Genomic DNA, 22,758 nt, shown 5'->3' on the forward strand with positions numbered 1-22,758 from the left:
CCCTTTCAGATGGTCACGTCGGCGAGCTCGCGCGGGTACGCCGTGAGCCGGCGCGGGCCCGACTCGGTGACCAGGACGGTGTCGGAGATGCGGTATCCGGCGTGGCCGGGCACGTACACGCCGGGCTCGCTGGACAGGATCATGCCGGGGGCCAGCACGGTGGCGTCACCGTCGGACAACCAGGGCGGCTCGTGGAAGCCGAGGCCGATGCCGTGACCCTGCCGGTGCCGGATGTGTTCGCCGAGCCCGGCCTCCTCGATCACCGCCAGGCAGCGGCGGTTGGCCTCCGCGCAGGTGACGCCGGGCACGAGCGCCTCGGTGCCGGCCTGCTGCGCCTCGCGGACCGCCTCGTAGTAGCGCGCCTGGCGCGCGGTGGGCTCGCCGATGACGAACGTGCGCTCGCTCTCCACGAACCTGCCGCCGACCGCGCAGCCGAGCGAGAGCATGAACGTCTCCCCCGCCCGCAGCCGGTCGCCGCCGGGCAGGCGGTGCGGCTGGGCCGAGTTGGGGCCGCCGTAGACCAGGCCGCCGGTGAGCATGGGCACCACGACGACGTCCTCGTGGCGGGCGTACATGAGGCGCGAGCCGTGGGAGATGACGTGGGAGGCCAGCTCGGTCTCGGTGGGCAGCTCGCCGGACTCGGCGGCCGACCTGACCAGCTCGACGCCGGCCGCGAGCATCTCGTCGGCGATGCGGGCGGCCTCCTCGTGCAGCGCGATCTCCTCGGGCAGCTTGCGCAGCCGCACCCGGCCGACCGCGCCGCAGGCGCTCCATCGCGTGCCGGGAAACGCCTCGGCCAGGGCGGCGGCGCGGGCGACGCTGGTGGACGGCGCGTACGCGGCCGACTCCGGCGCGCGTACGTGCCCGGCGAGCACCGCGAACGGCGAGCGCACGCCCGGGAACTCCGGATAGGCCAGGATCTCGGCGCGGGACCGCTGGTCGGCGGCGTACTCGCGCTCCAGGTCGGGCACGAGCAGCACCGGGTCGCCGGACAGCGGCAGCCAGCAGGCGACCGGCCGCTCGTTCGGGAAGTGGTGGAAGCCGGTGAGGTAGGCGACGTCGAGCGGGTCGTCGAGCACGAGCGCCGCCACGCCGTCGGCGGACATCTCCGCGCGGACCCGCTCGATCGCGGCGTCGTAGCAGGCTGCGGGCAGTCTCTGGGTAAAGGTCACGAGGAGTTCCTGTGGTCGCGGGCGTCGTTGTAGGCCACCGAGAGCAGCGTCGTGGAGACGACCAGCAGCAGGATCGCCAGCGACGGGAACAACGTGGTCCACCACGCGGTGGCCAGCGCGCCCGACTGCTGCGCCTTGTGCAGGATCGTCCCCCACGACCAGCTGTTCGGGTCGCCGAGGCCGAGGAACGACAGCCCGGCCTCGGCGAGCACGGCGCGGGAGGTGGTGAGCACGACCGACACGCCGACGACGGGGATGACGCCGGGCAGGAGGTGCTTGCGGACGATCCACAGCGACGAGCCGCCGACGACCTTGGCCGCCGACACGAACGGCATGGGCACGATCGCGATGGCCTGCGAGCGCACCACCCGGGCCACCTCGGGCCAGCTGAACAGCGCGATGACCACGGCGAGCGTGCGCACGCTCGGCCCGGCCAGCGCCGCCACCAGGATCATCAGCGGCAGCACGGGCAGCGACAGCGACAGGTCCACCAGCACGCCGAGCGGTGTGTCCAGGCGGCGGAAGTACGCGGCGCTGACACCGATGAGCAGGCCGATGACGATGGCCAGCACGGACGCGCTGACGCCGACCGCCATGCTCACCCGGGTGCCCCAGACGACCTGGGCGAAGACGTCCTGGCCGATGTCGTCGGTGCCGAACCAGTGGGCGGCCGAGGGCGGTTGGGAGGTGTCGGCGCCGTACCCCTCGGGGAAGGGCGCGATGAGCGGCGCGCAGACGGCGACCAGCGCCAGCAGGACCAGCACGATCGCGCTGGCCACGCCGAGCGGGTTGCGGCGGAAGGCGGACCAGGTCCGCAGGCGCGGGGTCAGTTCGACGGCGGCGGCGGTCATGAGGTGCGCACCCTGGGGTCGAGGATTCCGTAGGCGACGTCCGTGATCAGGTTGGCGGCCACGACGGCCGCCGCGAGCAGCACGAACGCGCCCTGCAGGACGGGGAAGTCGAGCTGGCCGACCGCCTCGTAGATGGCGCGGCCGACGCCCGGGTAGGCGTAGATGGTCTCGGTCAGGACGGCGCCGCCCACCAGGGTGCCGAGCTGGAGCCCGGCGATCGTGGTGGTCGGCAGCAGCGCGTTGCGCAGGGCGTGCTTCCACACGACCGTCCCGGGGCGCACTCCCTTGGCCTTGGCCAGCGACACGTAGTCCTCGCCGAGCGCCTCGATGAGCGTGGTGCGCATCGTCAGCACGTAGCCGCCGAGCTGGATGAGCACCAGCGACAGGCAGGGCAGCACCAGGTGGTGCAGCATGCTGAGGGTGGCGGCGAACCCGGTGGCGTCGAGGTCGACCGCGCCGCCGATGGGGAACCAGCGCAGCCACACCCCGAGCAGGTACATGAGGAAGATGCCGACGCTCGGCACGAACAACGACTGGGCGGTGACGCCGGTGATCTGGATGACCCGGTCCACCCAGCCCCTGGCCCTGGTGGCGGCGAGCACGCCGAGCGGGATGCCCAGCACGATCGTCACCACCATGGCCGAGACGGTCAGGATCAGCGTCCACGGCAGCCGTTCCATGAGCACGGTCGTCACGGGGATCGACTGCCGGAACGACATGCCGAGGTTGCCGTGCAGGAGCTGCCCGAGGTAGTCGAGGTACTGCGCCGCGAGCGGCTTGTCCAGGCCGAAGTCGGCCAGCAGCTTCTGGCGCAGCGCCTCGGTCATGTTCGGGTCGGCCACGGCCGTCACCGGGTCGCCCGGCAGCAGGCGGACCAGGAAGAACGTCACCGTGACCGCGAACCACAGGGTGAGCAGGCCGCGGGCCAGCCGGAGGCCGATGAAGCGCATGGGATCAGCCCGCCGGCTTCGCCGCTGCCAGGGAGAGCGGGTTCACGATGGACAGCAGCTCGCTCGGCATCGGCTTGAACCCGGTCCACTTCGTGTTGTGCGCGACGTTGAACGTCTCGACGTACAGGACGTTGTCGTAGACCTGGTCGCGGATGAGCCGGGCGGCCTCCTGGATCGGCGGCTTGGCCTCCTCCACGCTCAGCGCCTTCTGCGCCTGGTCGATCAGCGCGTCCAGCTTGGGGTCGCTGACCTGGCCGTAGTTGATGTATCCGCCGGTCTTGAAGGCCAGGCCCAGGTTCGCGGGCGGGTTGTCCATGATGGCCCACGATCCGGCGTAGATGTCGAAGTCGTGCTTGAGGCTCTTGTCCACGTACGTGTTCCGCTCCAGCCCCTGGAGCTTGATCGTGATCCCGGCCTGCTTCGCCGAGTCGCGGACCATGGGGGCCCAGCGGGCGATGTTCGGGTCGGCCTGGTCGTAGATCATGCTCAGGCTGAGGTCGCTCACCCCGGCCTGCGCCAGCAACTGCTTGGACAGCGCCGGGTCGAAGGTGTACTCCTTCGAGGCCGGGTCGGCCCACTCCGGCAGCGAGGGCGTGAGGACGCTGGAGTTGCTGGACTTGGCGTAGCCCTTGAGCGCGATGTTCCTGATCGCCTCGTAGTCCACGGCGTGCGCGAGGGCCTGGCGGACGCGTACGTCGTCCAGCGGCTTGCGCTTGACGTTGTACTGCAGGTGCGCCCAGCCGAGCGACGGGATCTGCTCCTGCTTGACGCTGGGGTCGTTCTTGAGCTCGGCCGCGGTGGCGGGCGGCAGCACGTTCCCGATCACGTCGATCTCGCCGTTGCGCAGGGCGAGGACCTCGGTGTTGACGTCGGGGAAGACGCGGAAGACGACTTCCTTGACGGCCGGGGTGCCGGGGCCGAAGCCGTCGACGCGTTCCATGACGTAGCGCTGGCCGCGCTCGACCTTGGTCAGCTTGAACGGCCCCGCGCTCACCCAGTCGGAGTCGTTGGCGAACTTCTGCACGCTCGGCGCCTTCTCGAACACGTGCTTCGGCACGACCGGCAGCCAGAAGCCGACGTTGTCCAGGAACGTGCCGTCGGGGCGGGTGAGGTCGAAGCGCACCTCCGTGGGCGAGACCGCCACGGCCTCGTCCAGGGCGGTGATGAGGCCGGCGACCACGCCGAAGTTCTCCTTCTTCACCGTCATCACCGAGAAGACGACGTCGTCGGCGGTGACGGGCTTGCCGTCCGACCACTTCATGTCGTCGCGCAGCCTCACCGTGGCGCTCTTGCCGTCCTCGGCGTACGACCACTCCGTGGCCAGGTACGGCACCCGCTTGCCGGTCATGTCCATCTGCGTCAGGTGCGGGTACATGAGGTTGGTCACCCACGAGTCCGTGCGGCTGTTGCCGACCAGCGGGTTGTAGTTGAGCACGTCGGCGGTGGTGCCGATGGTGAGCCGGTCGGAGGGCGCCGGCTGCTGCCCGCCGGAGGAGCCGGACGATCCGGGCACGCTGGGGGCGCAGGCGGCGCTCAGGGTAAGGGCGGCCAGCGCGGCCAGCAGGACTCCACGTCGCATCAGATCCAGACCTCTTCCAGCACGCGCATGACGTTGCCGCCGACGACCTTGGTGATCTCGTCGTCGGAGTAGCCGTGGCCGACCAGCCAGGCGATGATGTTCCAGAAGCACTCGGCCGGGTTCTCCAGGCCGTCCACGTACGGCACCTTCTCGTAGGGGACGCCGCCGTGGGCCTCGTTGAGCGACAGGTGCTCGGCGAAGGTGTCGTGCAGCCCCACGTGGTCGCCGAAGAGCGTGTCGGGGCCGAAGGCCACGTGGTCGATGCCGACCAGGTCCACGCAGTACGTGAAGTGGTCCATCACCGACTCCAGGCTGTGGCGCGGGTGGTCGGGCGACAGGGTGGTGTGCGGGGCCGCCTCCAGGCCGATCACGCCGCCGCGCTCGGCGGCCGCCTGGATGACCGCGTCGGGCTTCATCCGGTTCGTCGGCCAGACCCCGCGGGCGCCGGCGTGCGTGATGAGGATCGGCTTGGTCGAGTGGCGGATCGTGTCGAGCGAGGTCTGGTCGCCGGAGTGGGAGACGTCGATGGCGATGCCGAGCTTGTTCATGCGGCGCACGGCGCGCTCGCCGAACAGTGTCAGGCCGCCGTCGCCGCGCTCCTTCAGGCCGCTGCCCAGGGCGTTGGCCTCGCTGTAGGCGATGCCCATCTGGCGTACGCCGAAGCCGTACAGCATGTCGATGCGGTCGACCTCGTTCTCGATCATGGTGGCCGCCTCCAGGGCGAGCACCAGGCCGACGCGGCTCTCGGCGTGCGCCCGGTGGACGTCGGCCAGGCGCTCGACCTTGACGACGAAGTCCTGGTGGGCGATGTCCGACAGGCGCATGCCGATGTCGGCGACCACGTCGTTCCACTTCCAGCCGGCCTGGCTGGTGATGCAGCAGGTGCCGTCCATGAGGTTGTCGAAGACGACGGTCATGCCGGAGCGGGCCAGGCCCTCGAAGCCGGTGTGGTGGCGGGCCGTGCGGTTGTACTCGACGGTCTGGCGGATGTCGTCGGGGAAGATCGACGGGTGGTCGTGCAGGGAGACGACCAGGCTGTCGGCGAGCAGGCGGCGCACCCGCTCGGTCTGCTCGGTGGAGAGCTCGGGCCCCTGGTACGCCGGGACGCGCCCGAGCTCGGGTGCCAGGTCGAATCGACGGTAGTCGACCCCCTCCTCCAGATACTCGTACGAACGGTAGCCCTTGTAGCTCTTCGCGGCTTCCAGCACTTGTCATCCCCTCTTGTCCGATTGCCGGAATCATGCCAGGATCGTGCATTAAAGGCAATACTAAAGTTGTTTTCCGGCAAGACCGACGTGATCGACGCACGGTTTCGTCACACTGGAGGAGGGGGTGCGGTGAGCGAACCACCGGTCCTGGAGATCCGTGACCTGCACGTCACGTTCACCGCCCACGGGCGCGAGATCCCCGCCGTACGCGGGGTGGACCTGACGATCGAACGCGGCCAGACGCTCGCGCTGCTCGGCGAGTCCGGCTCCGGCAAGTCGGTCACCGCGAAGGCGATCATGGGCCTGCTCGACCGGCCGGGCACGCGGGTGCGCTCGGCGGCGGCCCGGCTGGGCGGGCGCGACCTGCTCGCGATGTCGGAGGAGGAGCGGCGCGCCCTGCGCGGCAGCGCGATGACGCTCGTCTTCCAGGACGCGCTGTCGGCCCTGAACCCGGTGCTCAGCATCGGCGACCAGATCGGCGAGCTGTTCCGGGTGCATCTGGGCGTCTCCCGCAGGCAGGCGCGGGCGCGTTCGATCGAGATGCTGACCCTGGTGGGCATCCCGGCCGCGGCCAAGCGCGTCGACGACTACCCGCACCAGTTCTCGGGCGGCATGCGCCAGCGCATCCTGGTCGCCATGGCGGTCGCCCTGGAACCAGATCTGATCATCGCCGACGAGCCGACGACCGCACTCGACGTGACCGTCCAGGCGCAGATCCTGGAGCTCATCGACCGGCTGCGGCGCGATCTGGGCACCGCGGTCCTGCTCATCACCCACGACCTGGGGGTGGCGGCCGAGGTCAGCGACCGGGTGGCGGTGATGTACGCCGGGCGCATCGTGGAGAGCGGCGAGGCCGGCGAGCTGTACGACCTGCCCGCCCATCCGTACACGGCCGCCCTGCTCGCGGCCATCCCCGACCTGGACGCGCCCGCCTCCGAGCTGCGCGCCATCCCGGGCGCCCCGCCCAGCCCGGCGCAGGTGCCGCCGGGCTGCTCGTTCGCGCCGCGCTGCGACCGGGCGAGCGAGGTCTGCCGCACCACCCGCCCGCCGCTGATCCCTCTGGCGACCGGTTCCGGCCGGTACGCCGCCTGCCACCACTCGGAGGAGATGCTCGATGCCGCCCTCGCCTGATCCCGTCCAGAAGCGGGAGCCCGTGCTGCGCGCGTCGGGGCTGCACAAGAGCTACCGCGGCGGGATGCTCTCCCGGGGCGGGGCCGTGCGCGCGGTCGCGGGGGTCGACCTGGAGCTGCACGCCGGCGAGACGCTCGGCATCGTCGGCGAGTCCGGGTGCGGCAAGTCCACGCTCGCCCGCATGCTCGTCGGCCTGGAACGCCCCGACCAGGGGGAGGTGACCTTCCGGGGCCGGCCGTTCTTCGCCAGGGGCGGGGTGCCGCGCGACATCCGGCGCCGCGTCCAGATGGTCTTCCAGGACCCGCTCACCTCGCTGAACCCGCGCATGACCGTGCACGACATCGTGGCCGAGCCGCTGCGCGTGCACCGCCTGTCCCCGGACGCGCGGGCCATGCGGGAGCGGGTCGGCGAGCTGCTGACGCTGGTGGGCCTGTCGCCCGACCGGATGAACCGGTTCCCGCACGAGTTCTCCGGCGGGCAGCGCCAGCGCATCGGCATCGCCAGGGCTCTGGCCACCGAGCCCGACGTGATCGTGTGCGACGAGCCGGTGTCGGCGCTGGACATGTCGGTGCAGGCGCAGGTGGTCAACCTGTTCGCCGAGCTGCAGCGGACGCTCGGGGTGGCGCTGGTGTTCATCGCGCACGACCTGGCCGTGGTACGGCACGTCTCGCACCGGGTCGGGGTGATGTACCTGGGACGGCTGGCGGAGCTGGGGCCCGCGGGGCAGGTGTACGGGGCGCCGGCGCATCCGTACACGATGGCGCTGCTGTCGGCGGCCCCCGTGCCGAAGCCGCGGTTGCGGGGACGCTCGCGGATCATGCTGGCGGGCGACCCGCCGAGCCCGGTGGCGCCTCCCCCGGGGTGCCGCTTCCACACGCGCTGCTGGAAGGCGGCGCCGCGCTGCGCCGAGGAGGAGCCCGTCCTGGAGGCGGTCGGCGCCCACTACGCCGCCTGCCACTTCGCCGAACGCGCGGCATCCGCCGAAAAAGGGGCGGCAGCCCTTTGACGTCGCCTTTCCCGGGTAGACAGGAGGCAGGACGGCATTTTGATGACAACCTGTCGTCATCAACTTGACGCCGCGCGCCGGTGTTTGTGACACTGCGTCAGAAACATCAGCTCGACCTGAGGTGGGCCGTGACCACGTCGTTCTCCGAGACCCTGCGGAACGCCACCTGGGCGGACCACGAGTCGGCCGAGTCCGAGAGCTACCTCTCGGAGCTGATGAGCGGCCGCCTGAGCGAGCACGAATACGGCCAGATGGTCGCCCAGCACTACTTCGCCTACACCGCGCTCGACGGCGTCTCGCGGCGGCTGGCCGGCCACCCGGTGGCGGGCCGGTTCGTCTTCCCCGAGCTGTTCCGCGAGCGGGCGCTGGAGCGCGACCTGGCGACGGTCTACGGCCCCGGCTGGCGCGAGCGCATCGCCCCGTCGAAGTCCACCCGCACCCTGGTGGCCCGCATCCACCAGGTCGCCGACTGGCCGGGCGGCTTCATCGCCCACCACTACACCCGCTACCTGGGCGATCTGTCCGGCGGCCAGTTCATCCGGATGGAGCTGCAGAAGATCTACGGCTACGCCAAGGGCGGCGGAGTCGACTTCTACTTCTTCGACGACCTGGGCAGCCTGCCCCGGTTCAAGACCGAGTACCGCTCCCGGCTGGACACGCTGGAGCGGGAGTTCGACGAGCGCGAACGCCGGCGGATGATCGGCGAGGTCAAGCTGGCCTACCAGCTCAACACCGAGGTGTTGACCGAGCTGATGCACACCGTCAAGGCCGCCGCCTGACCCGTCACGGGCCGGTGCGGCTCTCGACGGCGTCGCCGCTGAGGGCTCCCGGCGGCGGCGACCGGCCTACGATGGGCCTATGCCCCGCATCTCGGCCGCCACCATCGGCGAGCACCGCGCCCAGACGCGTGACCGCATCCTGCAGGCGGTGTCGCGGCTGTCACGGGTGCAGGGCATCGACGCCATCTCGATGACCGACGTGGCCGGCGAGGCAGGCATCACCCGTACGGTCCTGTACAACTACTTCCCCGACAAGGCGGCCCTGCTGCTGGCGTTCACCGAGCGGGTGACCCAGTACTTCATCGACGGTTACGAGCGGGAGCTGCCGGAGGGGGCCTCGCCCGCCGACCGGCTGCGGGCCTTCGTCCGGCTCCAGCTGGCCGGGCTGGTCGCCCATCCCCATCCGGGGGCCGCCGATCTGAGCGCGACGCTCGGCCCCGACGCCTACCAGCGCCTCGCCGAGCACGTCGCGCCCATGCAGCGCATCCTCGTGGACATCCTGCGGAGCGGCATCGACTCAGGAGACTTCAGGGTGCTCGACGTGCCGGCCACGGCGCGCATGATCCTCGCGCTGATCGGCGCCGAGCGCGTGCCGCTGATCAGCGGCGAGGTGACGGTGGAGCGGGCCGGGGAGCTGGTGTCGGAGTTCGTGCTCCGCGCCCTCGCCTTCAGCTCGTGAGGCCGAGTTCGCCGGCGCGTTTCCCGGCCTGGAAGCGGGTCTCCGCCTCCAGCGCCGCCATCAGGGCGGCCACCCGCCGCCGGTAGGTGCGCAGGGAGACGCCGAGGCGACGGGCCGCCGCCTCGTCGGTGTGGCCGAGGCTCAGCATGCGCAGCACGGTGCGTTCGGCGTCGTCGAGGTGCGGCCGGTCCGTGCCGAGGTACGCCTCCAGCTCGGTGGCCGCCTCCCAGACCCCGTCGAAGAGCGAGCAGATGCCGCCGACGAGCGACGGCTCGTCGGTCACGGTGTACTCCCTGACCCCCGCCGTGGGGTCGCCCGCCGTGATGGCGTACGACCGGTCGATGACGATCGTCTCGTACGGGAGGGGGCGCGCGGCGATGCGCACCTGGACCCGGCCCGCCGCGAGCTGCCGCAGGTGGCGCCGCGCCTCCTCGCCGGCGAGCGCGGCCGGGCTGAGCAGCTTGCGCACGCCGACGCTGCCCGGCGCCCAGGCCATCCGCCGCCTGACCGCCTCACGGGCCTGCGGCTGCGCCCACGTGGACAGGTCGCGCGCGGCACAGACGAACTCGCGTGTGACGCCCTCGAACAGGTGACCCGCCCGCGCCACGAGCTCGATGTCTCCGCGTACGGTGATGACCATCGCCGGAGTATATGGCAGGAAGCTGCCATCGCCTTGGGCCGGGTCCGCCCGACCGGCGAGGCTGACGGCATGACGGACAACGTGTTCTCGATCGGCGGAGATCTGCCCGTGCACCGGCTCGGTTTCGGAGCCATGCGCCTGGCCCGCGACTCGCTCACCGGGCCCGCCCGCGACCCCGAGGTCGGGATCGCCGTGCTGCGCAGGGCCGTCGAGCTCGGCGCCGACCACATCGACACCGCCTGGTTCTACCGGCGCGATGACGTGGCCTCCAACGACCTGATCCGCAAGGCGCTGCATCCGTACCCCGACGGCCTGGTGATCGCCACGAAGGTGGGGCCGATGCTGGACGAGCGCGGCATCCCGAGCCTGCAGGCGAGGCCGGACCAGCTGCGCGCCCTCGTCGAGGACAACCTGACCAGCCTCGGGCTGGACCGTCTGGACCTGGTCTACCTGCGGGCCGGGGCGATGGCCGGGCCGGGCGGCGAGTCGATCGGCGAGCGCTTCGCCGCCCTCGCCGAGCTCCGCGACGAGGGGCTGATCCGCCATCTCGGCGTGAGCAACGTCGACGCCGCCCAGCTCGCCGAGGCCCGCGCGATCGCCCCGGTGGCGGCCGTGCAGAACGCCTTCCACGTGCAGGATCGCGGGTCGGCCTCGCTGGTGGAGGAGTGCGCCGCGGCCGGGATCGCGTTCGTGCCGTTCTTCCCGCTGGGCGGCGGCCTCAACCCGATCGACCACGCCCGCCTGGAGCGGGTCGCGGCACGGCGCCGGGCGACGACGACGCAGGTGGCGCTCGCCTGGCTGCTCGCCGTCTCCCCGGCGATCCTGGCGATCCCCGGAACGGGCTCGGTCGAGCACCTGGAGGAGAACATGGGAGCGGCCGGCCTGCACCTCACCGGCGAGGATCTGTCCGGCCTCGAGTACTGACCCGCCCCCCTGCAGGCGGTTCGGGAGGCGATGACAGGATGGCCTCCATGGCAGATCCCCCGGAAGAGGTCCGCGCCGACGGGCACGTCGTACTGAAGTCGGCGCGCGGCCGGTGGATCCTGGCGGCGACCGTGCTCGGCTCCGGGCTGGCGCTGCTCGACAGCACCGTGGTGAACGTGGCGTTGCCGTTCCTCGGGCGGGAGCTGGAGGCCGACATGGCCGGCCTGCAGTGGACGATCAACGCCTACACGCTGACCCTCGCCGGGCTGATCCTGCTGGGCGGCTCCCTCGGCGACCGCTACGGCCGGCGCAACGTCTTCCTCGTGGGCGTCGTCTGGTTCGCCATCGCCTCGGCCTTGTGCGGCCTGTCGCCGAACATCGAGTTCCTCGTCGCCGCCCGCGCCCTGCAGGGCGTCGGCGGGGCACTGCTCACGCCGGGCTCGCTCGCCCTCATCCAGGCGTCGTTCGTCCGGCACGACCGGCCGAGGGCCGTGGGTGTGTGGTCGGGGCTCGGCGGCGTGGCCAGCGCGGTCGGTCCGCTGCTGGGCGGCTGGCTGGTGCAGACGGCCGGGTGGCGGTGGGCGTTCCTGATCAACCTGCCGTTCGCGGTGGTCATCGTGGTGCTGACGCTGCGGCACGTACCGGAGAGCAGGGACGAGCAGGCGGCGGGACGTTTCGACGTGCTGGGCGCGGCCCTGGCGGCGCTGGCCCTGGCGGGCATCACGTACGGGCTCATCCAGCAGGGGGCGCCCGTGCCGCTGCTGGCCGGGCTGGCGCTCGCGGCGGCGTTCGTGGTGACGCAGGTGCGCAGGTCGCCGGACGCGCTGGTGCCGGTGGAGATCTTCCGCGACCGGGTCTTCACGGCGGTGAACGTGGTGACGCTGATCATGTACGCGGCCATGGGCGTGGTGTTCTTCCTGCTCGTCGTGCAGCTGCAGGTGGTCTCCGGCTTCTCCCCCATCGCGGCCGGGATGGCGATGCTGCCCACGACGGTCCTGATGCTGCTGCTGTCGGCCCGGGCCGGCGAGCTGGCCCGGCGCGTCGGCCCGCGCCTGCTCATGACGATCGGCATCCTCGTGGCGGGCGTGGGATTCCTGGCGATGAGCACGATCGGCGCCGGCTCGTCGTACGCGTTGCACGTGATCCCCGCGGTGTCCGTCTTCGGGCTGGGGCTGTCGGCGGCGGTCGCGCCGCTGACGGCGACCGTGCTGGCCACGGCCGACGAGCGGCACGCGGGCACGGCCAGCGGCGTCAACAACGCGGTCGCCCGCACCGGCAGTCTCCTGGCGGTGGCCGCCGTGCCGCCGCTGGTCGGGCTGGTGGGCGACGCCTTCCAGAACCCCGCGGTGTTCGGGGCGGGCTACCGGACGGCGATGCTGGTCAGCGCCGGGATGATGGCGGTCGCGGCGCTGATCACGTTCGTCACGATCAGGACGAACGTGCTGGCCGGCGGGGACGACGACTAGGGCGACGCCGGGGTGAAGTGGATCGCCATTTCGTCGCCTGGTGGGTGCAATGACCTGCCGCGAACCCGCGTGATCTCTGCTGGGGAGGGGAAGGCCCTCCGTGAATCTCTGGATCTCGGTTCACTGCACGGGCGCAGAACCGTCATCCACGTCTCACCTGATGGACGTGGGTCGCCTTTCGTGCCGCGTGTCGCCCCCCAAGACTCCGCGTGACGCTCCGCGGCGGAGGGCAACTCATCCCGAGCAAGGGGGGAACGGTGTCATGACGGCAAACGACCATGAAGACATCAGAGAGCAGACCGACCAGCCGTTCGGCATGCTGGAGCTGGTGCACGCCTTCAAGGAAGGCCCGATGCCGACCGGCGTCACTGTGTCGCACACTGGCCGGATCTTCGTCAACTACCCGCTGTGGGGTGACGACGTCGCCGCCACCGTGGCCGAGCTGCGTGACGGCAAGGCCGTGCCGTTCCCGGACCAGGCGTGGAACGCCAGGTCCGGCGACCTGTTCAAGCGGCTGGTGTCGGTGCAGAGCGTAGTGGTCGATCCAGCCGACCGTCTGTGGATCCTGGACACCGGCAGTCCGCTGTTCAAGCCGACCGAACCGGGCGGCCCCAAGCTGGTCTGCGTCGACCTGCGGAGCGACACCGTGGTTCGGGTGATCGCCTTCGAACCCGACGTGGCGCTCAGCACCTCCTACCTCAACGACGTCCGCTTCGACCTGCGCAACGCGACCGAGGGCGTCGCCTACATCACCGACTCCTCCGGCAACGGTCCCAACGCCATCGTCGTGGTGGACCTGGCGACCGAACAGGCATGGCGACGACTGAACGACCACCCCAGCACCAAGGCGGAAAGGCCGCCCGGCTACCTGCCGATCGTTGAGGGCCGCGTCTTCATGGAACGCCCGAAGGACGGCCCGCCCAAGCCGGTCCTGATGGGCGCCGACGGCATCGCCATCTCGGCCGACGGCGAACGGCTGTTCTACTGCCCGCTCATGTCACGGCACCTGTACAGCGTGTCGGCTGACGCCCTGGCCGACCGCTCGGTCAGCGAGGAGGAGGTGGCGGCCACAGTCACGGATGAAGGAGACAAGGGCGGCTCGGCCGATGGCCTGGAAACCGACGACGCCGGACGCGTCTACATCACGAACTGGGAGCACAACGCCATCATGCGCCGCCTCCCGGACGGAACCTTCGAGGCTCTCGTGCACGACCCGAGACTGCTGTGGCCCGACACGATGTCGGTCACCCAGAGCCATCTTTACGTCACCTCCAATCAGCTCCACCGGCAGGCGGCTTACCAGAACGGGCAAGACCTGCGCCGCTACCCCTACGCCCTGTTTCGCACACCCATCGACGCCGGCCCCGTTCGGCTGCTCTGAACGACGACCGTGCACACCGCCTCCTGGACCGACCTGCTGCGACGCTGACCGGCCGCGGACGAGAGCACCATGGGCAGATCCTGCGCGAGGTGGCTGCCTGACCGACGCGGGAGCGTTGCAGCCCCTGCTCGACGCCCGGTGTTCGGGGTCGGTGCAGGTGCCGATCAGAACGTGAAGGGCTGACTGCGCACGCTGTTGTCGAAGTTCGACAACAGCAGTTCGGGCTCGCCGACGGAGCGGATGCCCTGCAGCCGGGTCAGCAGCTCGCGGAACATCGTGCGCATCTCCTGCCTGGCCAGGTTGGCGCCCAGGCAGAAGTGGGGGCCCGGCCCGCCGAACCCGACATGCGGCTTGGTGTCGCGGGTGATGTCGAACGCGTCGGCGTCGGGGAAGACCGACTCGTCGCGGTTGGCCGAGCCGTAGAAGAGCACGACCTTGTCGCCCTTCTTCAGCTCCAGGCCGCGCAGCGAGTGGTCCTGCGTGACCGTGCGCCGGAACTGCATGATCGGCGAGACGTGGCGGACCATCTCCTCGATGGCGTTGTTGATGTGGGCGTCGAAGTCGCTCATCAGCAGCTCGCGCTGCGCCGGGTTGTCGGTGAGCAGCTTGATGCCGTGGGCCATCGTGTTGCGCGCCGTCTCGTTGCCCGCCACCAGCAGCAACGAGAAGAACGACCCGAGCTCCTTGTCGGTGAGCTTCTCGCCGTCGGGGTTGGCGGTGACCAGCAACGAGACCAGGTCGCCCTTGGGGTCGGCGGCGCGCTCGTGGCCGAGCTTGATCACCATGCGCTGCAGGGCGAGCAGGGCCAGCATGTTCTGGCCGGCCATCTGGACGCTGCGGGCCAGGCTCGGCCGGACGCCGGTGTAGGCGGTGGAGATGTCGACGTGCCGGTGGACCTGCTCGCGCAGCTCCTGCGGGATGTCGAGCATGTCGCAGATGACGTGGATGGGCAGGCGGGCGGCGACCTGGGCGACGAAGTCGCGCGGCCCGTCCTTGATCACGTCGTCGACGATGCGGGCGCAGGCGGCCTCGATGTCGCCCTGGAGATTGGCCAGCATCTTGGGGCTGAACGAGCGGGTGACGATGCGGCGCAGGCGGGCGTGGCGCGGGTCGTCCATGTTGACCATCGACTCGCCGAACACCTGCTTGACCCAGCCCGGCGGCTCCGGGTTGGTGACGGCCGGCTCGCTGGAGAACACCTTGGCGTTGCGGCTGGCCTCGACCACGTCGGCATGCCGGACGAGGGCGTAGAAACCCTTGCCGGAGCGGAGGAACGGCACTTTCTTCTCGGGGAAGAACACCGGATGCTCCAGCTCACGCAGCCGGGCGAACGCCTCGTTCCGCTCCTTGAGCGGCTTACGCCAGAAGTCGAGATCAGCGAGGTCGATGTCCACCCGTCTATCCTGGCACGCTCCCGCACCCGGGAAGTCCGGTCAGCGCGGGCATGCGGTGACCCCGCGGATGCGCGCCACGCCCGCCAGCGGGACGACCTGCTGGTCCTCGCGTACCTTCACCAGCAGGTTGCCGCCGCTGGTGTCCACCAGGGTGCCGCAGATCCGTCCGGACGCTGACTCGACGACCACCAGCGCGGCCGGCGGGGTGGCGACTGGGGCCAGCCAGGACACACCGACCGCCGCAGCCACCGCCGTCACCCCGGCCACGGTGAGCACCCGAGCCCGGACGACCGCCTTCTCGATCCGCCTGACCTCGCCAACGGTCCAGTCGCGCAGGTCTTCACCGGTGAGCAGGGTCTTGCGCGACGGGCTACCGGAGGCGGCGCTCACCGCAGTGAGCGTGGCCCACACCAGCGTGGCCAGTGCGAGAGCAAGCAACAGCGGCACCACCCACTTGTACGGCTGCGCCAGGTCGCTGACGCTGTCGCGGCCCTTGACGACGAGCACGGCGGCCAACAGGGCTGTGATCCCGGTCAGCCCGGTACGCCAGCTCTCGGCCTGCTTGCGGGCGATCTCCAACTGCTCGAACCGCAGTTGCTGGGCCTTCTGCAGCCATCGCCACGAGTCGACGCTCACGAGGGAAGCTCCACGGTCCAGTACGCGCCGCAGCCGACGTTCCATGCCGTTTCAGGCCGATTGGGGTGAGCGTATCCGCACTCGCAAGCGACGGTGCGGGGACCGGAGGGCTGGGCGTTCTCCCGCTTCTTCCTGAACACGCCCTTGCCTCCAGCGATGCCGTACGACCAGGGGGTGGTGGTCCTGCCGTGGCAGGCGGGGCAGACACCCGATACCTCCAGGCCGTCCTCGGTGGGGGACTTGTCGACGGTGAAGCCCTCCTTCTGCGGTCCGCGATCGACGACCTGGTACTCAATGGACCGATGGCTCTCGATCTCAGGCAACGATGATCTCCTCGGGGACGGTGAGGCCGAACAGCTGGGCATAGCGGAGGAGGCGCTCGCGTACCCGCTCGGGGGTCTCGTCGAGCTCCTCGGCCGCGCGGACGAGGTGCGCCGGGGTCACCGCGCCGGCGATGGCAGGGGCGTGGCCATCGAGGTGGACGGTGAGCGCGAGCAAGTCCTGCCAGTGGACGATGGTGTCGGGGCAGGCGTCGTGCGGGTAGTCGAGTGTCACACCGAGCGGCGTGAAGCGGAGCAGACGGCGGTGGGTGCCGGCCACGGTCCAGCCGTTCCGGCCCGCGACCTGGACGAGGGAGAGCGGATCCACCTCCGACATGTAGGGCTCGCCTGCTCCTGTTCGGGACAGCAGCTTGGCGTCCTCTTCGGTGGGATGGAACTCGTCCAAAGCCTCGTCGTGGACGTCGGGCACGGGCATGCCCAGTGCCCGGTAGGTCCGGAGTCTCCGGAGGAAGGCGCCGACCGACATGCCCGAAAAGTAGGCATTCTGGATGAGTTTTCCAGGATCGAGGTCCCAGCTGAGCGCCGCGGATGTCTCCGCCTCCCTGAGCATGCCAGCCACGTATCGCCCCAAAACAAGGGGCGCCTCTTCCGGGGAAACGGCCTCGGCGTCGGCTCCGGGGTAAAAGCTGAGCAGCTTCTCACGAGCCACCCCGATCGCACACCTCAACTCGACGGCGGCACGGATCAGGTCCACTTTGGTGAAGGGCTCGCCGGGGGTGGCGAGAACGGCCGCCTCTCTGATTCGGGTCTCCACAGGGTGGCGGAGGCTTTCCCGTTCCACAGTGGCGGCGATGCGCAGGGCGGTCATCCGATCGGCGACATCCGGCTTCTCGGCAGCGCCGGACATGGACAGGCACGTGAGGACAAAGTGCACCTCATCACGTCCAGGACGCAGATCCGGCGATCCAGCGATCTCGGGCCGCTCAAGGAGGCCGCGGACTTCCAGCCGGGCCAGCGCGGCGTGTGCTTCGTGGACCGAGAGGCCGGCCCGGCCGGCGACGACCACGAGGTGCATGCGGGTGATCCGCTGTCCCACGTGATCGACCAGCCGCAGCGCTTCGAGTTCCAGAGGGTTGAGGTCGTCCGGATACCGCTCGCTGCCCTGAACTCGCACACCGAGGGGAGCGAACCGCCCGTACATGTCCAGCACGTCCTTGACGGACAGGCCACGCTCCACGCTGGTGTCGGCCACCCGGCTCGGCGCGATATCGCCCGTGAGCCACGGTCTCATCCCGTCCCAGTCTCTCGACATCAGACGCGCGTCCATCTCCGTGCAGACGTGATCGGCGAGCGGCCCCAGGTCCAGTTCCGGAATGCTCCACCCGGGCGGCGCCAGCTCCGCCGCCCGCCTGAGCACCTCTCCCAGGGGAAGATCCAGCCTTCTCGACGCCAGGATCAGGTGGCCGAACGAGTCCTCGTCTCTCGCCGCGCCCACGCACAACCAGGCTGTGAGCACGGCGAACAACGGTCGTTCCTCGTCCGTCAGCGCGCGAGTGACGGGAGGAATAGCGCGCGCGACCGACACGTCCAGCCCCGTAATCGCGTAGCGTCGCAGCCTGCGCAGAACGGAGACGACGCTCTCCTCCGAATCGGCGAGTCCTTCCAGCAGATGTTCCCGGGACGCCCGCGTTCCGTGGGCCAGGCCTTCCAGCAGCTTGGCATCCACCGGCCCGACGAGCGGACAGCCCTCGCCGCTTCCGCCGCCGGCTGCCTGGATCATGCGGCTGCGCGGGATGTGACCGAGGAGCGCGTGCCACTGCAGGGCCCGCCAGGTTCGCAACCAGACGGCGTACCTCCCTTCCTGGCTACGAAGGCTGAGCAGAGCGGCGTCTTCCGGCAGGCACCCGACGGCCCTGATCGGGACCAGCAGGTCCCGCGCCCAGAACTCGCCGATCGGCACCTGGGCGTCGATCTTCACCAGGTGGTCGAAGACCCGCTGGGCCCGCTGAGGCGTGTCCTCGGTCATCTCCCACAACCACGACATGGTGAGACCCGGCCAGGTTTCGAGCGCAGGCAACGACCGTTCCGTCTCCTCGTGCACCCATGTCCTGTCCCATTCGCGCAGCTTCTTGCGGTCGACGGTGAACCGTGGCCGGTGGACGCCGCGCAGGTTGACGACCACGCCGAACATCTGCTCGGTCGTCAGGATGCCGTCCGCCAGCAGCCCGCCGTTGCCGGATACCCACCACAGATCCGCACCGACCTTGAGAGGGCTGTCGTCCTGGTATCGCAGCTTCCCTGCCGTCCACCGCTCCGATCCCCTGTCTTCCTCGGTGACCTCCACGTCATAGTCGGAGACCCAGAGCAGCCGCCGCATCGTCCGCAGCACCGACACCTTCTCGTCGCCGCTCAGGTAGAGGCGCACACGTGTGCCTCCTTCGGGCATGCCCGCCTCGGATGGGGTGATCTGCAGGAGACTCCCGCTGCTGGCGATGTGGACGCTGTGGGCCTGCTGGGCCGGAACACCATGCCTGTTGACGGGACGGGTCAGCACCTCGATCTCGTCGGCCAGCATGAAATAGCTGAACACGCCGACCCCGAACTGGCTGTTGGACACCATCCGCAGCGGCGGGTCCGCGGACTCCCACTCGGCCTGCTCGGCGCGGTACTGCTGCCGGTAGACGAACCGCTCACCCGCGTTCGCGAACACGTGCAGGAGCGTGTCGGCGTCCATGCCGACGCCGTTATCCTGGCACTCGATGTACGGGCGGCCGTCCTTCACGCCCTGCCGGAAGGTAATCTCGCCGTGCCAGCCCTCGCGCCTGATGTAACGGAGCCGGGTGTCGCGGTAGCGGCAGGCGTCGAGGGCGTTCTGGTAGAGCTCGCGGATGGCCAGCGAGGGGTCGTCGTAGAGCTGGCGCCCCATGAGCAGCTCGCGCACCTTCTCCTCGGCCAGCCGGAACCTCATGACCGGCGTGGCGTACGCGGGGGTCCGCTCGCGCTGCTCGGGACGGAGCTCATCGGCCGTGACGCGTTCGGGAAGCCGTTTGACGAGCACTGGCGCCAGGTGCTTGTCGGCCTGGGCAGCCGCGAGTGCGGCATCCGCCCGGCGCACGACGTCCTCCAGCGCCAGGTGCAGCGCGGGATGTTCGCAGCTGAGGCAGAGGTTGAGCGCCTCCTCCGAATGCCGCCACTCGAGCCGCTCCACCGCCGAGGTGACCGTGCTCAGCGGCAGTTCGAGGTGGGTGCCCAGATGGTCGGCGATCACGGACGGCAGGCGCCGGACGTCCACGGCCAGCGTGCCAGCCACACCGAGCACCCTCGTCAGCACGCGCCACCGCCCGTCGAGGTAGGCCCGCTCGGCCAGGTCGTGGTCGGCCAGGTCGGAGCCCACCGCCAGGACAAGGGCTTCCACCAATCCGGCCCGCTCACCACGCGGGGCCTTCGGGGTCACGTCAAGGGCGGAGGCCGTCGCGGCGTACAGTTGCTTGGCGTCCTCTCCGCGCCACAGCGCCGAGCCGACAGCGAGCCACTGGTGCACCAGCCACATCGCCAGCGCGTCGCGCGCCGCGTACGCTTCCCTGGCGGCCAGCCCCTCGGCCCGCTGCAGCAAGTGCTGATGCATCTCGTGCGTGAGCTCAAGGTCGTTGCGCGGTCCCGGCTCGTACGTGCGCGCGAACGAGATCGGCTTGATGCGGGCGGCCTGGCGGATGCCCGCCCCGATCAGGCATTCGCGCAGGAACGGTGCCGCGACCAGCAGCGCTGTCTCAGCCGGCGTGAGCTCGGCGCCGTCGAGCAGTTCCACCAGCCGGTCGAGAATGCGGATCGGGTAGTTCTGATCGCTCCAGGGGTCGTCGATCCTGACGTGCCTCCTCAGCTCGGCGGCGGCCTCGTTGCGGCGCACGGCACACCGCTCGACGACCTCACGGACCTTCTCTCTCGTGGCGGTCGGCACGGCCTCGGCGCTGAGGTCCCACAGTGGCGTCGTCTCGACTGCGCGACGCCAGGCCACGGTCAAGTCGTCGCCGTCGCAGATGGCGAGGTCGGCGCCGGGCATCCGCTCGCTGAGCACGTGGTGGGCGTGCGGCTGTTGCGGCTGCTCGTCCGTCGGGCGTGCCACGCGGGCCATCTGGCGGCGGACGTCGTCGAAGACCTGTTGCAGGGTGCGGGCGGGGTTTCGCCGATCGAGCGTCTGGGCGAGCGCCTGGGTGAAGTAGCTGCCGGTCTCGCCGTAGTGACACTTCTGGCCGGGACCGCAGCCGGTGATCATGACAAAGTCGCCGCCCTTCCAGTACGGCAGCCGCCCGCCGTGCACGACGGGATTGTGCTCGCCGGCAGGCGCGTTCCTGCACGCGTCGACGAAGAACACGACCAGCCTGGCCCGGCAGCCTTCGAGCCCGTCGGGGACGAACGACACCAGCTCATCGACGGCGAGGGCGCCGGTGCCACGGTCGGCGTCGCAGGGCACCAGGTAGTCGGAGCCGTCCAGGGAGACGCCGTGCCCAGAGAAGTACAGCAGCAGCACGCCGCCCTCGGGCACCTCCTCGCAGGCGCGCCTGATGCGCCTCCTGATCCGGGTGCCTGTCGGCTCCTCCGACTCTTCAACGCCGAAGCTCTCGACGACCGCGTAGCCGGACTGGTCCAGCGACTGCCGCATGGCCCGCACGTCGGTCCTGACGACGTCGCCGAGATCGTCCAGTTCCCGGTCGTCACACCGGGGGACGCCGATCAGCAGCGCATGGCGTACGGTCACTCGTCCACCTCACCTCGACCTCGCGGGGGCCGCCTCCCACGCCCGCGAGCCTCCTGGGGCGGAGAGACGAGGTGATCATCTCATCGCACGGAGTGATGTGCATCCGGTTCTCTTGGACCGTTCTCGTGCCGTTCAGTCACGGTTCGACCTGACTGGTCATTACTGCGGGTATGAAAGTGCTGCTCACCGCCTGCCTGCTGCTCCCCCTGGCCTGCGGTACGACGCCCGCGGCGGCCTCCTCGTGCGCTGGGCGGCCGCTCGACTTCGACGGCGACGGCCGGGCCGACCTCGCGATCGCCGCCCCGTACGACCGCTCTCGCGCCGGCTCCGTGACCGTGCTGTACGGCTCCGGCGAGAAGACCGTGCTCGCGCAGGAGGGCGGCGCGGAGCCCGGCGACTCGTTCGGCTCGGCGCTGGCCGCGGGTGACTTCGACGGCGACCGGTGCGCGGACCTGGCCGTGGGGGTGTCGGAGGAGTTCACCGGGGAGCGGACCCCGGGCGCCGACGGGAACGGGGTCGTGCAGATCTACGACGGCTCGCCGGACGGGCTCGTCGCCGGACGGGAGCTGCGGCTGCCGAAGCCGTCCAGCGATCGTTTCGGTGCCTCGCTGGCGGCGGGCGACTTCGACGATGACGGCCGGGACGAGCTGGCCGTGGGGGCGCCCAGCCGGGGAGCCGGCGGGTCCGTGACCGTGTACGGGATGAAGGGCCGCAAGCCGTACGAGATCACACAGAAGACGTCGTGGGTGCGGCAGGCGGCGAGCGTCACCGACCAGTGGGGGGCGACGCTGGCCACCGGGGACTTCGACGGTGACGGCCGCGCCGAGCTCGCCGTCGGGGCGCCCTCCGACACCGTGGCGAAGGACGGGCAGGGCTCGGTCACCGTGATCGACGTGCGGCGGAAGCGGGCGCGGCAGTTCACGCAGAGCTCGCCGGGGATCGCGGGGGCCGCGGAGAAGTGGGACGGGTTCGGCTCCGCCCTGGCCACCGGCGACTTCAACGGCGACCGCCGGGCCGACCTGGCCGTCGGCGTGCCGGGCGAGGGCATCACCGCGAACCAGCGGGCCATGGACTACGGCGACGGGATGGTGCATGTGCTGTACGGCTCCCGGAGCGGGGTCGGCGGCGGTGGCGCGGAGGCGTGGTCGCAGAACACCCTGGACGGGCGGCCGCGCTACTTCGACCGGCTCGGGGCGTCGCTGGCGGCCGGCGACCTCAACGGCGACGGGCTCGACGAGCTCGCGGTCGGCGTCCCCGGCGAGAACAGCGTCCAGGTGCTGACCGGCCGCCCCTCCGGCGGCCTGACACGGCAGGGCAACCTGCTGGTCAAGGGCCGCGGCCGCGACTTCGGCGCCTCCGTGGCGGTCGTACCGGACTGGGGCTCCCGCCACCGCCCCCTCGCGAAGCAACGCCCCCTGTACGGCCTGGTGGCCGCCTCCCCCGAGCAGGGCGTCGTCATGTACACCCCGGGCCGCCGCAAGTCAGCCCTCACCCTCGGCGGGTTCCGCCCCCTGACCACCGGCACCGGCCTGTTCGGCTACACCATCAGCTGATCCGCCGACAACCTCGCGACAACAGCGCCTCCGCCCTCCAGCGCGCTCATACCGCTCCGCGAACAGGCCGGGGCAGGCGGGCGCCGGCTACTCCGCCGTCTTGAGGTAGCGGTCCAGCTCGTCCAGGGTCAGCGACCGCCGGCGCAGCGGCTCGGAGGCGTCCAGCGCGGTGGCGTGGAGGCCGCCGAGGAACAGCTCCAGCCGGAGCGTCAGCAGCTCGTTCAGTTCGGCGCTGATGACGGGCAGCGGGCGGGACAGCTTGATGATGCCGGCAAGGAGGTCGATGGGGCCGATCCCCTGACGGAGCCGGCCCTCCTGCTGGGCCAGCTGGATGAGGTGCTCCACCCGCTCGAAGATCCGGTTGCGGCTCGCCTT

At 70.6% G+C, this 22,758-nt stretch carries 19 protein-coding genes; 8 read left to right on the top strand and 11 right to left on the bottom strand.

Going from position 1 to position 22,758, the window contains the following annotated elements; translation table 11 throughout:
* Positions 1–5: 5 nt before the first annotated feature.
* Genes E1286_RS12785 through E1286_RS12805 form a run of 5 tightly spaced genes read right to left on the bottom strand, consistent with a single transcriptional unit; the run spans position 6 to position 5,760 of the window.
* Positions 6–1,172 (bottom strand): M24 family metallopeptidase, encoded by a 1,167-nt coding sequence (locus E1286_RS12785; RefSeq protein WP_223189870.1) that lies wholly within the window; start codon positions 1,170–1,172, stop codon positions 6–8.
* Entirely contained in the window at positions 1,169–2,023 is an 855-nt protein-coding gene (locus tag E1286_RS12790) for an ABC transporter permease (RefSeq protein ID WP_132612010.1), read from the bottom strand. The genes E1286_RS12785 and E1286_RS12790 overlap by 4 nt, the downstream gene beginning before the upstream one ends.
* A complete protein-coding gene (locus E1286_RS12795) occupies positions 2,020–2,973 on the bottom strand; it encodes an ABC transporter permease (RefSeq protein ID WP_132612012.1) in 954 nt (317 codons plus the stop codon). The genes E1286_RS12790 and E1286_RS12795 overlap by 4 nt, the downstream gene beginning before the upstream one ends.
* 4 nt (positions 2,974–2,977) lie before the next feature.
* On the bottom strand, positions 2,978–4,552 hold the full coding sequence (locus E1286_RS12800; RefSeq protein WP_132612014.1) for an ABC transporter substrate-binding protein: 1,575 nt from the start codon (positions 4,550–4,552) through the stop codon (positions 2,978–2,980).
* Entirely contained in the window at positions 4,552–5,760 is a 1,209-nt protein-coding gene (locus E1286_RS12805) for a dipeptidase (RefSeq protein WP_132612016.1), read from the bottom strand. The genes E1286_RS12800 and E1286_RS12805 overlap by 1 nt, the downstream gene beginning before the upstream one ends.
* A 129-nt stretch (positions 5,761–5,889) precedes the next feature.
* Here E1286_RS12805 and E1286_RS12810 point away from each other — a divergent pair, with 129 nt between their 5' ends.
* The 4 genes from E1286_RS12810 to E1286_RS12825 all read left to right on the top strand — a co-directional run bounded on the left by E1286_RS12810 (position 5,890) and on the right by E1286_RS12825 (position 9,355).
* Positions 5,890–6,891, top strand: coding sequence for an ABC transporter ATP-binding protein (locus E1286_RS12810; RefSeq protein ID WP_132612018.1), 1,002 nt, complete (start codon positions 5,890–5,892; stop codon positions 6,889–6,891).
* Positions 6,875–7,897 carry an ABC transporter ATP-binding protein gene (locus E1286_RS12815; RefSeq protein ID WP_132612020.1) on the top strand — a complete coding sequence of 341 codons (1,023 nt, stop codon included), beginning with the start codon at positions 6,875–6,877 and terminating at the stop codon, positions 7,895–7,897. The genes E1286_RS12810 and E1286_RS12815 overlap by 17 nt, the downstream gene beginning before the upstream one ends.
* A 128-nt stretch (positions 7,898–8,025) precedes the next feature.
* A complete protein-coding gene (locus E1286_RS12820; RefSeq protein ID WP_132612022.1) occupies positions 8,026–8,676 on the top strand; it encodes a biliverdin-producing heme oxygenase in 651 nt (216 codons plus the stop codon).
* Between the two features lie 79 nt (positions 8,677–8,755).
* Positions 8,756–9,355 (top strand): TetR/AcrR family transcriptional regulator, encoded by a 600-nt coding sequence (locus E1286_RS12825; RefSeq protein WP_132612024.1) that lies wholly within the window; start codon positions 8,756–8,758, stop codon positions 9,353–9,355.
* Here the strand turns inward: E1286_RS12825 and E1286_RS12830 are convergent.
* Positions 9,345–9,995: a response regulator transcription factor gene (locus E1286_RS12830; RefSeq protein WP_132612026.1), complete on the bottom strand. Its 651-nt coding sequence runs from the start codon at positions 9,993–9,995 to the stop codon at positions 9,345–9,347. The two genes, E1286_RS12825 and E1286_RS12830, sit on opposite strands and share 11 nt — an antisense overlap.
* A 69-nt stretch (positions 9,996–10,064) precedes the next feature.
* On the opposite strand from E1286_RS12830, the gene E1286_RS12835 reads away from it, so the two are divergent.
* The 3 genes from E1286_RS12835 to E1286_RS12845 all read left to right on the top strand — a co-directional run bounded on the left by E1286_RS12835 (position 10,065) and on the right by E1286_RS12845 (position 13,766).
* Complete coding sequence (locus tag E1286_RS12835; protein WP_132612028.1) at positions 10,065–10,919, top strand: oxidoreductase; 855 nt, start codon at positions 10,065–10,067, stop codon at positions 10,917–10,919.
* Between the two features lie 47 nt (positions 10,920–10,966).
* Positions 10,967–12,385, top strand: coding sequence for an MFS transporter (locus E1286_RS12840; RefSeq protein ID WP_132612030.1), 1,419 nt, complete (start codon positions 10,967–10,969; stop codon positions 12,383–12,385).
* A gap of 262 nt (positions 12,386–12,647) precedes the next feature.
* Positions 12,648–13,766, top strand: coding sequence for an L-dopachrome tautomerase-related protein (locus E1286_RS12845; protein WP_132612032.1), 1,119 nt, complete (start codon positions 12,648–12,650; stop codon positions 13,764–13,766).
* Between the two features lie 164 nt (positions 13,767–13,930).
* Here E1286_RS12845 and E1286_RS12850 read toward each other — a convergent pair whose 3' ends face one another.
* The 4 genes from E1286_RS12850 to E1286_RS12865 are packed head-to-tail and all read right to left on the bottom strand — an operon-like array spanning position 13,931 to position 20,830.
* On the bottom strand, positions 13,931–15,160 hold the full coding sequence (locus E1286_RS12850; RefSeq protein WP_132612034.1) for a cytochrome P450: 1,230 nt from the start codon (positions 15,158–15,160) through the stop codon (positions 13,931–13,933).
* 39 nt (positions 15,161–15,199) lie between these two features.
* Complete coding sequence (locus E1286_RS12855; RefSeq protein ID WP_132612036.1) at positions 15,200–15,796, bottom strand: hypothetical protein; 597 nt, start codon at positions 15,794–15,796, stop codon at positions 15,200–15,202.
* Positions 15,793–16,119, bottom strand: coding sequence for a hypothetical protein (locus E1286_RS12860; protein WP_132612038.1), 327 nt, complete (start codon positions 16,117–16,119; stop codon positions 15,793–15,795). Before E1286_RS12860 ends, E1286_RS12855 begins: the two co-directional genes overlap by 4 nt.
* Positions 16,112–20,830 carry a caspase family protein gene (locus E1286_RS12865; protein ID WP_132612040.1) on the bottom strand — a complete coding sequence of 1,573 codons (4,719 nt, stop codon included), beginning with the start codon at positions 20,828–20,830 and terminating at the stop codon, positions 16,112–16,114. The genes E1286_RS12860 and E1286_RS12865 overlap by 8 nt, the downstream gene beginning before the upstream one ends.
* Before the next feature lie 170 nt (positions 20,831–21,000).
* Between E1286_RS12865 and E1286_RS12870 the strand changes: the two genes are divergently transcribed.
* Positions 21,001–22,383, top strand: coding sequence for an FG-GAP and VCBS repeat-containing protein (locus E1286_RS12870; RefSeq protein ID WP_132612042.1), 1,383 nt, complete (start codon positions 21,001–21,003; stop codon positions 22,381–22,383).
* A gap of 87 nt (positions 22,384–22,470) precedes the next feature.
* Here the strand turns inward: E1286_RS12870 and E1286_RS12875 are convergent, their stop codons facing one another.
* Positions 22,471–22,728 (bottom strand): hypothetical protein, encoded by a 258-nt coding sequence (locus tag E1286_RS12875; RefSeq protein WP_132612044.1) that lies wholly within the window; start codon positions 22,726–22,728, stop codon positions 22,471–22,473.
* Between the last annotated feature and the right edge of the window lie 30 nt (positions 22,729–22,758).

Origin of the sequence: Nonomuraea terrae (assembly GCF_004348995.1) — a bacterium.
GTDB classification, from domain to species: domain Bacteria; phylum Actinomycetota; class Actinomycetes; order Streptosporangiales; family Streptosporangiaceae; genus Nonomuraea; species Nonomuraea terrae.